Consider the following 12,492-nt stretch of genomic DNA (forward strand, 5'->3'; position numbering starts at 1 on the left):
AAATAGGAGTAAAATTAAATAGTTAGAATTATTTCTCATTACATTCTAAGGTAGCTGTATATTCCAAAATTTTGAATATTAAAGATCATGTTGAAAATAAACAGAAAGTAAACCCGTTGTCAGAGTCGGAGAGCACAGTGCTCACCGTAGGACAGTTGCACAAGCTGTAGCCTATAATGGCTTCGGCGTGACAGTTCTATTCCAGGACACTGGACATTACCTGTATAAATAACCATACTTATCCCCACAATCCTTCCTTATCCGCTTGCTATAAAAGGCCGCTTAGTGACTCAGGTTCGTCAGGGGTTTCTACTGACCCGCCACTGGAATGATACGCCAGCAGGCACGCAGGTTGAATTCTGGCTGGCCACCGATGAAGGCCCGCTGCTCGCCCGACTGCCACCACAAGAGGCCATAGCCTTTATTCCCGCACAGCAGGAAGCCCGCGCAAGAATGCTTTTACAGCAGGAAAAACGCTGGCAGTTAAAACCGCTTGCTATGCAAGATTTCCATCATCAACCGCTACTGGGGCTGTATTGCCCGCAATACCGTCAGCTACTGCGGCTGGAAAAGTTACTACGTGAAGGTGGCGTTCAGGTCTACGAAGCGGATATTCGCCCGACGGAACGTTTTCTGATGGAGCGCTTTATCACCGCCCCCGTGTGGTTGAGCGGTACACCCACGTCAGATAACCTGCTGACGCAAGCCCGTATGAAACCCAACCCCGATTATCGCCCGACGCTCAGGCTGGTGTCGCTAGATATCGAAACCACCCGCCACGGCGAGCTTTACTGCATTGGGCTGGAAGGCTGTGGACAGCGTCAGGTTTACATGCTCGGCCCACCAAACGGGACACCTGCTGAACGCGATGATTTTAATCTTGAATACGTCGCCAGCCGCCCGCTACTGTTGGAAAAGCTGAACACCTGGATGCAGCTGCACGATCCCGACGCCATCATCGGCTGGAATCTGGTGCAGTTTGACCTGCGTGTTTTGCAGAAACATGCCGAACGCTACAACATTCCGCTCACGCTGGGGCGTAATGGACAGGCGCTGGAATGGCGAGAACACGGCTTTAAACAGGGACATTTCTTTGCCAGCGCAACCGGCCGCCTGATTATTGACGGTATTGAAGCGCTCAAATCCGCGACGTGGAATTTTGCCTCGTTCAGTCTGGAGTTTGTCGCACAGTCGCTGCTGGGGGAAGGCAAAGCCATCGACACGCCCTACCAGCGGATGGATGAAATCGACCGTCGCTTTGCCGAAGATAAGCCCGCACTCGCTCGCTATAATCTGCAAGACTGCGAACTCGTCACGCGTATTTTTGACAAAACTGAACTCCTTCCCTTTTTACTGGAACGCGCCAGCGTCACCGGGCTGGCGGCAGACCGCAGCGGGGGTTCCGTTGCAGCATTTTCCCACCTCTATTTACCGCGCATGCATCGCATGGGTTACGTCGCCCCTAATCTGGGCGAGGTTGCGCTTGAGGCCAGCCCCGGTGGATTTGTCATGGATTCGCGTCCCGGCCTGTATGACTCAGTGCTCGTGCTGGATTACAAGAGCCTCTACCCCTCGATTATCCGTACCTTCCTGATCGACCCGGTCGGGCTAGCGGTGGGAACGCAGAATCCAGACACTCAACATGCCGTATCCGGTTTTCGCGGGGCATGGTTCTCCCGCGAACAGCACTGTTTACCTGCGATTGTCGAGCAAATCTGGCAAGGGCGTGAAGCAGCGAAGCGCACCAACAATAAGCCGCTATCACAGGCATTGAAGATCATCATGAATGCCTTTTACGGCGTGCTAGGTGCTACCGGCTGTCGCTTCTTCGACCCGCGCCTCGCCTCCTCTATCACCCTGCGCGGTCATGAAATCATGCGTAAAACGCGCGAGCTGATCGAAGAACAAGGCTATCAGGTCATTTATGGCGATACCGACTCCACGTTCGTCTGGCTTAAGTATTCGCACAGTGAAGAGGAAGCTGCAAAAATTGGCAAAACGCTGGTACAGCACATTAATCAGTGGTGGACACGGCATCTGCAAGACACCCAACAATTAACCAGCGCGCTGGAGCTAGAGTTTGAAACCCATTTCCGCCGCTTCCTGATGCCAACGATTCGCGGCGCAGAGCAAGGCAGTAAAAAGCGCTACGCCGGAATGATCGACACGCCACAAGGCGAAAAGATGGTGTACAAAGGGCTGGAAACCGTGCGTACCGACTGGACGCCGCTGGCACAGCAGTTTCAACAGCAGCTTTATCTGCTGATTTTTCAGCAACAACCTTATCAGGACTGGCTGCGAGATTATGTCGATCGAACCCTGAACGGTGATTTTGACGATCTGCTGATTTACCGTAAACGACTACGTCGCAAGCTGGATGATTACCAGCGCAACGTGCCACCACACGCCAGAGCCGCGAAGATCGCCGATGACTATAACCGCCAGCAAGGGCGACCGCTGCAATACCAAAACGGCGGTTGGATCAGCTATGTGATGACCGTCCACGGCCCTGAACCACTGGAAACCCGGCATTCACCGTTAGATTACCAGCATTATGTAGAACGCCAGCTCCAACCTGTCGCAGACGCCATTCTTCCTTTCCTTCATGACGATTTTGCTACACTGGTGACAGGTCAGATGGGATTATTTTAAATAGAAGCGGTTAATTCACAGCACAGCAAGTTTGAGAGGTGACGAACGCGCTGTCATCCATTACCATAACGCCCTTTCTGAATTTGCATCAGCAGCATTATCAGCAACCGATAATGTAATCAGACATTCCCCCGACACAAACGACATCGAGCTAAGAATTTATGCCTTTTACACTTGGTCAGCGCTGGATCAGCGATACAGAAAGCGAACTTGGACTGGGAACGGTTGTTGCCGTCGATACGCGTATGATAACGCTGCTTTTCCCTGCCAGCGGTGAAAACCGACTTTATTCCCGCAGCGATGCCCCCATCACCCGCGTGATGTTCAATCCCGGCGACACCGTTACCAGCCATGAAGGTTGGCAGCTCAAGGTTGATGACGTGCGGGAAGAAAAAGGATTGCTGGTGTATTGCGGCCAACGCCTGGACGATGAAACGCAGGCTGAACTGCGTGAAGTCTTTCTAGACAGCAAGCTCACGTTCAACAAACCGCAAGATCGCCTGTTTGCCGGACAGATTGATCGTATGGATCGCTTTGCTCTGCGCTATCGCGCCCGCAAGCACCAGAACGAGCAGGCGCTGCAACAATGGGGCGGTTTGCGCGGCATGCGTGCCAGCCTCATCCCCCATCAGCTTCACATCGCTCACGAAGTCGGCCAACGCCATGCACCACGCGTTTTGCTGGCGGACGAAGTCGGTCTGGGGAAAACTATTGAAGCCGGTATGATCATCCACCAGCAACTACTGGCGGGTCGTGCCAATCGCGTGCTGATTATCGTACCGGAAACCCTGCAACATCAGTGGCTGGTCGAAATGCTGCGCCGCTTTAACCTGCTGTTCTCACTGTTTGACGACGAGCGCTATGCCGAAGCCAAACTGGACAGCAGCAACCCGTTTGAAACCGAACAGTTGGTGATCTGCTCACTGGGGTTTGTTCAACGCAGTGCCCAGCGTTTTGCACAGTTGGTCAACGCTGACTGGGATCTGCTGGTGGTGGATGAAGCCCACCATCTGGTCTGGAGCGAAGAGAGCCCCAGCCCGGAATACCAGGCGATTGAAGCGCTGGCTCGCGCTACCCCTGCCGTGCTGCTATTAACCGCAACACCTGAACAGCTTGGGCAGCAGAGCCACTTTGCGCGCTTACGCCTGCTCGATCCCAACCGTTTCCACGACTATCAGGAATTCGTTGCCGAACAGCAGCAGTACCGTCCGGTCGCCGATGCCGTCACTCTGCTATTAGCGGGTGAAACCGCTCAGGCGGCTGAGCTAAATGCGCTGAGCGATCTTCTGGGTGAACAGGACATTGAGCCGTTGCTGAAATCCATCAACAGCGACAGCGATGACAACCAGAAAGCGCGTCAGGAACTGATCACCATGCTGATGGATCGCCACGGCACCAGCCGTGTGTTGTTCCGCAATACGCGTCAGGGCGTTAAAGGCTTCCCCCAGCGTATCCTGCATCAGATCCGCTTGCCGCTGCCGGCGCAGTACCAAACGGCCATTAAAGTGTCCGGCATTATGAACGCGAACAAGCCACTGGAAACCCGCGCGCGCGACATGCTGTACCCAGAACAAATTTATCAACAGCTCGAAGGGGACGACGCCACCTGGTGGAACTTCGATCCGCGTGTCGAATGGTTGCTGAACTACCTGACGGCCAATCGTGATGAAAAAGTGCTGGTAATCTGTGCTCAGGCAGCCACAGCGCTACAGTTGGAGCAGGTGCTACGCACACGTGAGGCTATTCGTGCCGCCGTCTTCCATGAAGGGTTGTCTATTCTGGAACGTGACCGTGCCGCCGCCTATTTCGCTTCCGAAGAAGAAGGCGCACAGGTGTTGATCTGTTCAGAGATCGGCTCCGAAGGCCGTAACTTCCAGTTTGCCAGCCATTTAGTGATGTTCGATTTGCCATTCAACCCCGACCTGCTGGAACAGCGTATTGGTCGTCTGGATCGTATCGGGCAGGCAAAAGAAATTCAGGTTCTGGTGCCGTATCTGGAAAATACTGCACAGGCCATGCTGGTACGCTGGTATCACGAAGGGTTGGATGCGTTTGAGCACACCTGTCCAACAGGCCGCACTATCTATGATGCACACCATACACAGTTGATTGAGCGACTGACGACCGTCGGTGAGCAGCAGGGATTGGATGAATTTATCCATACCTGCCGCCAGCAGCACGACAGCCTGAAGCAACAGCTTGAACAAGGCCGCGATCGTCTGCTGGAAATGCATTCTAACGGTGGCGAGCAGGCTCAGTTGCTGGCGCAGGCCATTGCTGAACAGGATAATGACGTCAATCTGGTGACATTTGCCCTGAACCTGTTTGATATTGTTGGCATCAATCAGGAAGATCGCAGCGATAACCTGATCATACTGACGCCATCCGATCATATGCTGGTGCCGGATTTCCCAGGTTTGCCGCAGGACGGCTGTACGATCACCTTCGATCGCGATCAGGCACTTTCCCGCGAAGACGCGCAGTTTATCAGTTGGGAACACCCGCTCATTCGTAACGGGCTCGATCTGGTACTGTCCGGCGATACCGGAAGCTGTGCGGTTTCCCTGCTGAAAAATAAAGCGCTGCCGGTCGGCACACTGCTGGCTGAGCTAGTTTACGTTGTGGAAGCTCAGGCACCAAAACACTTGCAACTGACCCGCTTCCTGCCGCCAACACCGGTTCGTCTGCTGATGGATCGTAAAGGCACGGATCTGGCGGCACAGGTTGAGTTTGAGAGCTTCAACCGCCAGCTCAACGCAGTAAACCGTCATACGTCCAGCAAGCTGGTGAATGCAGTGCAATCCGATGTTCATGCGATGCTGCAACAGGCAGAAGCGTTGGTAGAAACGCAGGCGCGCCAGCTTATCACCGAAGCGCAACAGCAGGCCGATCTGCAACTGCGCCGCGAACTGGAACGTTTGGAAGCACTGAAAGCCGTCAATCCAAACATTCGTGAAGATGAGCTGACCGCGTTGGAAAATCAGCGCGAGCAGGTGCTGAGCAACCTCCACGAGGCCAACTGGCGTCTGGATGCGATCCGTCTGGTCGTGGTAACACATCAGTAGCACTACTGGCAGCGGTGTAGGCACAGCACTATACCGCTGCCATAACAACATGTTGTTTGCAAAATCGAGATATACGAGCCTACCATGAGGCGAGGTTTCCCTGCGAACTGATCGCCCCCACAAAATCAGTTAGTCCAGAAGGATTGCAGCAGATAGCTTTATGATTTGGGAATCAGAAAACTGTCAAAGATGCTTTTCGACATAACCATCATGACGCATTCGCAAATAAGAAATAATGGGAGCATTAAATAATGAGTCGCTATGATGATATTAACCATTACTTCTATAGTGAAAATAATATTCACATGGATACAGAAAGATATTTAATATTATTAACAGACTCCTATGATATGTATTTGGATGATATCCGAGACAACCCCAATGAATTGTACATAACTTCAAAGATTTTTTTCGAAAGAGTATCTCCCGGACAGATGTATTATTACATGTGGGAGCTGGTTTTTGAAAAAAAAATCAACAACCAAATGTTATGTAATTTCATTGCCTTTGAATCAATGTATCTATTCATCGAATATACATCACATTCTGGACACATTGATAATTTCAAAGAGACTTTATCTAGACAAGGTTGTGCCCTACTTGCGTTCATCTCTTGTCATAAAAATGATATTACAGCATATTGCAGTCCTTTTATTTTTGATAAATTAAAAAACAAAAACAATATACATAAAGATGATTCAGCTATTCAGAAACTAGGTATATTAGCGATTGAAATGCTTGCAAGTGAGCATAACCAGACCATCGATTGGGATTCTATGGGAATTCCTTTTGACCATTTTTATCGCGATTTTGTTAAGGAAGTTTTATATTCAACAGATGAAAAGGTATTAACAGATTGGCTCAACGCACTTTGTGATAATCATTTAAAGTGGTCCGCTCGTTCTGAGCTTATTGAGAATGAATCGCCGCTTTTGGGCTATGAAATATCAGAAGACTATCAACTCCTATGGCCATTTGAATACCAGGCTGTGAAGAACTTTCGTGCTAAACATGGGTTAAGCACCCCTGAGATTGATCATCCGTTACTCAATACGCCAATGGCAATCGATCACCATCCCGATTTTAGCCAATGGCAAGCCCCGGAATGGTTTTATCCATTACTCGATAAACTGATTGCTATTAATCCGAAAATCACCTTTGTCAGGGATCTTTTCAAATAATAAATCCAGCCAACTCTGAAGGACTTAAAAAATGACGTTGCGGTTTGAAAATCAGAGTGTTGTTAAAGAACTTTTCGGGGTTGATATTTCACATCATTCACAAGTTCGAAGCAATAAAGGTAATTTTAAATGAGCCAGAGATTCGATGACATCAGAGATTATTTCTACAGTAGAAACAGCTCCGACATGGATACTGAAAGGTATGTTAATTTAACAAATGAAGAAGGTGATGTATATTTGGAAAAATTAAATAAAATAGAAAACTCACCTGAGAAGACATTCATAACATCAAATAGTCTCTTTGAAACCATAGCCCCTAGCCATGCATACTACTATTCATGGAGTATTATTTTTAATAAAAAAATAGCCAACCAATACTTATGTAATTACATTGTCTTTGAAGCCATGTCTCTTTTTAGTGACTATGGTTCGTATGAAGATCACACCGAATATTTTTATATCCCCATAAATAAGCAAGGTTTGGCATTACTTTATTTTATGGCTTGCCACCAGTTTGATTTATCTGAACGCTGCTATCCATTTATAGTTGATGGTTTAAAAAGTACAATTATAGATGATTTTAAGGATCTAGAAGTACAAAAGTTAGGCATATTAGCGATTGAAATGCTTGCAAGTGAGAATAATCAAACCATCGATTGGGATTCTATGGGAATTCCTTTTGACCATTTTTATCGCGATTTTGTTAAGGAAGCTTTATACTCAAAAGATGAAAAGGTATTAATAGATTGGCTCAACGCACTTTGTGATAATCATTTAAAATGGTCAGCTCGTTCTGAGCTTGTTGAGAATGAATCGCCGCTTTTGGGCTATGAAATATCAGAAGACTATCAGCTCCTATGGCCATTTGAATACCAGGCTGTGAAGAACTTTCGCGCTAAACATGGGTTAAGCACCCCAGAGATTGATCATCCGTTACTCAAAACGCCAATGGCAATCGATCATCGTCCCGATTTTAGCCAATGGCAAGCCCCGGAATGGTTTTATCCATTACTCGATAAACTTATTGCTATTAATCCGAAAATCTCCTTTGTCAGGGATCTTTTCAAATAATAAATCCAGCCAACTCTGAAGGACTTAAAAAATGACGTTGCGGTTTGAAAATCAGAGTGTTGTTAAAGAACTTTTCGGAGTTGACATTTCACATCGCCCACAATTTTTAAGTAATAAAGGTAATTTTTAATGAGCCAGAGATTCAATGAAATCAGAGATTATTTCCACAGTAGAAATAATTCCAACATGGATATCGAAAGATATGTTAATTTAACAAATGAAGAAGGTGATGTATATTTAGAAAAATTAAATAAAATAGGAAACTCACCCGATAAGACATTCATAACATCAAATAGCCTCTTTGAAACCATAGCTCCTAGTCATGCATACTACTATTCATGGAATATTATTTTTAATAAAAAAATAGCCAACCAATACTTATGTAATTACATTGTTTTTGAAGCCATGTCTCTTTTTAGCGACTATGGTTCGCATGAAGACCACACCGAATATTTTTATATCCCCATACATAAACAAGGTTCGGCATTGCTTTATTTTATGGCTTGCCACCAGTTTGATTTATCTGAACGCTGCTATCCATTTATAGTTGATGGTTTAAAAAGTACAATTATAGATGACTTTAAGGATCTAGAAATACAAAAACTAGGTATATTAGCGATTGAAATGCTTGCAAGTGAACATAACCAGACCATCGATTGGGATTCTATGGAAATTCCTTTTGATCGCTTTTATCGCGATTTCGTTAAGGAAGTTTTATATTCAACAGATGAAAAGGTATTAACAGATTGGCTCAACGCACTTTGTGATAATCATTTAAAGTGGTCCGCTCGTTCTGAGCTTATTGAGAATGAATCGCCGCTTTTGGGCTATGAAATATCAGAAGACTATCAACTCCTATGGCCATTTGAATACCAGGCTGTGAAGAACTTTCGTGCTAAACATGGGTTAAGCACCCCTGAGATTGATCATCCGTTACTCAATACGCCAATGGCAATCGATCACCGTCCCGACTTTAGCCAATGGCAAGCCCCGGAATGGTTTTATCCATTACTCGATAAACTGATTACTATTAATCCGAAAATATCCTTTGTCAGAGATCTCTTCAAATAACGAGTTTCCAGTCATAGAAAACATAGGGAGTAATATGAATCGAGAAGCGAATGATGGCAACCAACGTTAATATATCGTGCATTAACCGCAGAGTGGTGAGAGCCACTATCAAAGTGGTCAATACAGCGCCGCCTTCCCCGCATTTTTGGGACTTCTTTGAAGTCAAAATCATGGCTATGGATACTAAAGGTCTGACACCATTGGAACAAGATGAGGGGAATCTGTCAGAAATTAAGAAGGACGGAATTGCTATAATAAAACATGCACAAATTTCTAATTGTAGGAGTTTTCAGTAATGAAGACATTCAAAGACACTCAGAATTATTATAATGAAAACAATAGTTCACTTGACCCTAATGAATATTTATCATCATTAAAAGATTTTGACAGATTCATTCTTGAGCCTACAGATACACCAACGGATGCATTTGTAAATTCAATGGCATTTTTTGATATAGTGTCGCCGCGATATGCTTTTTATTATGCGTGGTTAATAAATTTTAAAGAGAGAATAGATAATCAATATTTATGTGACTCAATTGCATATTATGCCATGTCACTTTTTAGTGATTACGGTTCACATAGCAAACATGTTGAGTATTTTGATAATCCATTATTTAAACAAGGGATTGGGCTACTTACCTTCATGGCATGTGAAAAATTTGAAGTAGTTAATAATTGTTATCCGTTTATCATTGATGGATTGAATACAATGCCAGCAGGTGATTTAGGAGAAATCCCTCCCCAACGTTTAGCGGTTCTTGCAGTTGAGATGTTAGCAAGCGAGCGTGATCAAGTCATCGACTGGGATTCAATGACAATACCCTTCGATCACTTTTATAGAGATTTTGTCAGAGAGGCTTTATATTCAAAAAATGAAAATTTAGTTAAAGAATGGTTGGTTGCATTATGCGATAACCACGTGCACTGGAGTGCAAGACCTACTCTTGTTGAAGAAGAGGTTGACTATATGGGATATGAAATTGAGGAACCACATTTACTCCTATGGCCATTTGAATACCAGGCTGTGAAGAATTTCCGTGCTAAACATGGGTTAAGTACCCCAGAGATTGATCATCCGTTACTCAATACGCCAATGGCAATCGATCACCGTCCCGACTTTAGCCAATGGCAAGCGCCGAAATGGTTTTATCCATTACTTGATAAACTGATTGCTATTAATCCGAAAATATCCTTTGTCAGGGATCTCTTCAAATAATAAATCCTCAGTCATAGGGAACATAGAGGTGATATGAGGCTGACTGAATAAATTTATGAAAGCATTACCGTTACCGCCGGGCCGACTTTGTTCATACAGCTATTGAATATTTGCATGACAATTTCTAACCTTTAATGACCTACAGGAATATTCCTGAATCTAAATAATCCTGCATAATACCGCTACACTCGATGGAAGGTTTGTAGCACAAGGTGTTAGAGGTTTCTCACCATTAAATGCCCGTCTGGTAAGGCTTAACCATCACGCGTGATGATTTGCAAAGTAATTACTGTATATTCAACCAGCAACCTACTATTTCACAAAGCTATATAGTCTGGAATAAGCTATCAGCCAAAACTATGAGAGGGTTGATGAAATTAGGCGGGACAACGAGAGATTGCAATACATCAACAAAAACAAATAAAATCAATTAAATATACAATGGCATGTTAATTAAATCAGATAGAGAAAAGTGTATATGGTAGTAATTTATCAAGATCAGCACATCATGGTGGTGAATAAGCCCAGCGGGCTGCTGTCGGTTCCCGGCCGTGCGCCAGAAAACAAAGACAGCGTCATGAGCCGTATTCAGGCTGACTACCCCACGGCCGAATCTGTTCATCGTCTGGATATGGCAACCAGCGGCGTGATTGCCGTTGCACTCACAAAAGCTGCCGAGCGCGAATTAAAGCGCCAGTTTCGCGAGCGTGAACCTAAGAAATGCTACCTTGCCCGCGTCTGGGGACATATGGCGCAGGATGAAGGCGTTATCGATCTGCCACTGATCTGCGACTGGCCGAACCGCCCGAAACAGAAAGTCTGCTTTGAAACAGGAAAATCAGCACAGACGGAGTATCAGGTACTCTCGCGTGACGATGACGGTACGACACGCGTCAAGCTGATGCCGATTACCGGTCGTTCTCATCAACTGCGCGTCCACCTGCTCGCACTCGGCCACCCTATCCTCGGCGATGGCTTTTACGCACATCCCGATGCCAAAGCGATGGCCCCCCGCCTTTTACTGCATGCACAAGAGTTAGCGATCACACACCCAGCGTTCAATACCCCGATGCACTTTCGTTGTGAGGCGGATTTCTGAGGCAAACGCGCTAGCGGAATTTCCACATTATATTCAGCATGAACGGTTAAGAGATAAAGCATAAGAGAAGTGAGAAAGAAGAGGAAGGATGCGGATTATTTTGCCCGATTCGCACCTTTTAACAGTTCATAGGCGGCTTGAATATCCTGCGCTTTGCGTTTGGCCATCTCCATCATTCTCGGTGAAAGCTTCTTCGCGACCAGCTTATCGGGATGATGTTCGCTCATGAGTTTACGGTAAGCGCGTTTAATCGTTGCGGCATCATCGCTGCTGCGCACCCCCAAAGTACGGCAGGCACTTTCAACCGTTGGCCCACACGGCACCGACGCTGGGCGTTGACCACCATAAGAGTGTCCGTTGGAATAACCGCCATTGGAATAACTACTGCTGCGCCGCTGATGTGATTTGCCATTCTGTCGTGACTGGTTTTGCCGAGACTGCTGCCCCGTGGGGCTTTCCATATTCCGCAAAAAGAACTCAAACTGCTCACGCGTCACGCCCAGTTCATCCGCAATAACATACAGCACACGGCGCTCATTTGGGTGTAGAACACCATCGACAAACGCGACCTGAAGCTGAATTTCCAGAAACATCTTAATTAAATCAAAACGCCCCAGACAGGCATCACGCAGCTTGCGCAATCTTATTCGCAAAGGGAAATGGCCAGCTTTTCCCTCGCGGAAAGCCCGTTGGGCAGCAGTTCTAGCCTCACCAAACAGCTCAAGGCGATCCATCATTTTGGTCGCGATCTTGATGTCAGCTTCCGTCACCCGGCCTTTGGATTTGGTCAGATGCCCCATCGCCTGAAAGGTCGTGAGAAAGAACAGTGACTGACGGGTAGACTGAGCGGAGAAATAATCACGGCGACGCGATGCCTGGACTCTGTCAATCCAATGCCCCATCAGTAAACCCATGATCACTCCCCAGATGCCAACGCTTGAGGCAATTCCCAGCGCCAACCCCAGCAACTTTCCCCAATACCGCATATACTCCTCAAATCCTCATGCCGTCAGCCAAAAATTGCTTTATCATACCTGTCATTTATCTTTGCACCTAACGGCGGTGCGTATATAAGCGGTGGGGATTTAACACTGGCGCAACGCTAACGAGTGATATAGTCTCTGACCGTTTGCC

Annotated in this window: 8 protein-coding genes; 7 read left to right on the forward strand and 1 reads right to left on the reverse strand. The window is 46.6% G+C overall.

The window, feature by feature from the left end; translation table 11 throughout:
* Positions 1 to 285 precede the first annotated feature (285 nt).
* From A7983_RS04175 to rluA, 7 genes are all read left to right on the forward strand, one after another.
* Entirely contained in the window at positions 286 to 2,652 is a 2,367-nt protein-coding gene (locus A7983_RS04175) for a DNA polymerase II (protein ID WP_005975610.1), read from the forward strand.
* A gap of 161 nt (positions 2,653 to 2,813) precedes the next feature.
* The gene (gene rapA / locus A7983_RS04180; RefSeq protein WP_005975612.1) at positions 2,814 to 5,717 is read left to right on the forward strand and encodes an RNA polymerase-associated protein RapA; all 2,904 of its coding nucleotides are present in this window, start codon (positions 2,814 to 2,816) and stop codon (positions 5,715 to 5,717) included.
* Between the two features lie 251 nt (positions 5,718 to 5,968).
* Complete coding sequence (locus tag A7983_RS04185; protein ID WP_069704141.1) at positions 5,969 to 6,898, forward strand: hypothetical protein; 930 nt, start codon at positions 5,969 to 5,971, stop codon at positions 6,896 to 6,898.
* 129 nt (positions 6,899 to 7,027) lie between these two features.
* Positions 7,028 to 7,969 (forward strand): hypothetical protein, encoded by a 942-nt coding sequence (locus A7983_RS04190; RefSeq protein WP_005974641.1) that lies wholly within the window; start codon positions 7,028 to 7,030, stop codon positions 7,967 to 7,969.
* A gap of 129 nt (positions 7,970 to 8,098) precedes the next feature.
* Entirely contained in the window at positions 8,099 to 9,040 is a 942-nt protein-coding gene (locus A7983_RS04195) for a hypothetical protein (protein WP_069704142.1), read from the forward strand.
* Positions 9,041 to 9,335: 295 nt separating this feature from the next.
* A complete protein-coding gene (locus A7983_RS04205; RefSeq protein WP_005973261.1) occupies positions 9,336 to 10,259 on the forward strand; it encodes a hypothetical protein in 924 nt (307 codons plus the stop codon).
* 478 nt (positions 10,260 to 10,737) lie between these two features.
* Positions 10,738 to 11,358 (forward strand): bifunctional tRNA pseudouridine(32) synthase/23S rRNA pseudouridine(746) synthase RluA, encoded by a 621-nt coding sequence (gene rluA, locus A7983_RS04210; protein ID WP_005973259.1) that lies wholly within the window; start codon positions 10,738 to 10,740, stop codon positions 11,356 to 11,358.
* A 95-nt stretch (positions 11,359 to 11,453) separates the two neighbouring features.
* Here the strand turns inward: rluA and djlA are convergent, their stop codons facing one another.
* Complete coding sequence (gene djlA, locus A7983_RS04215) at positions 11,454 to 12,344, reverse strand: co-chaperone DjlA (RefSeq protein ID WP_005973257.1); 891 nt, start codon at positions 12,342 to 12,344, stop codon at positions 11,454 to 11,456.
* Positions 12,345 to 12,492 lie beyond the last annotated feature (148 nt).

The organism is Pectobacterium wasabiae CFBP 3304 (assembly GCF_001742185.1).
Classification (GTDB): domain Bacteria; phylum Pseudomonadota; class Gammaproteobacteria; order Enterobacterales; family Enterobacteriaceae; genus Pectobacterium; species Pectobacterium wasabiae.

Coding starts and splice junctions, on each gene's coding strand:
- A7983_RS04195 (WP_069704142.1), top strand. CDS start 8,099: ATGAGCCAGAGATTCAATGAAATCAGAGATTATTTCCACAGTAGAAAT.
- djlA (WP_005973257.1), bottom strand. CDS start 12,344: ATGCGGTATTGGGGAAAGTTGCTGGGGTTGGCGCTGGGAATTGCCTCA.
- rapA (WP_005975612.1), top strand. CDS start 2,814: ATGCCTTTTACACTTGGTCAGCGCTGGATCAGCGATACAGAAAGCGAA.
- A7983_RS04185 (WP_069704141.1), top strand. CDS start 5,969: ATGAGTCGCTATGATGATATTAACCATTACTTCTATAGTGAAAATAAT.
- A7983_RS04190 (WP_005974641.1), top strand. CDS start 7,028: ATGAGCCAGAGATTCGATGACATCAGAGATTATTTCTACAGTAGAAAC.
- A7983_RS04205 (WP_005973261.1), top strand. CDS start 9,336: ATGAAGACATTCAAAGACACTCAGAATTATTATAATGAAAACAATAGT.
- rluA (WP_005973259.1), top strand. CDS start 10,738: ATGGTAGTAATTTATCAAGATCAGCACATCATGGTGGTGAATAAGCCC.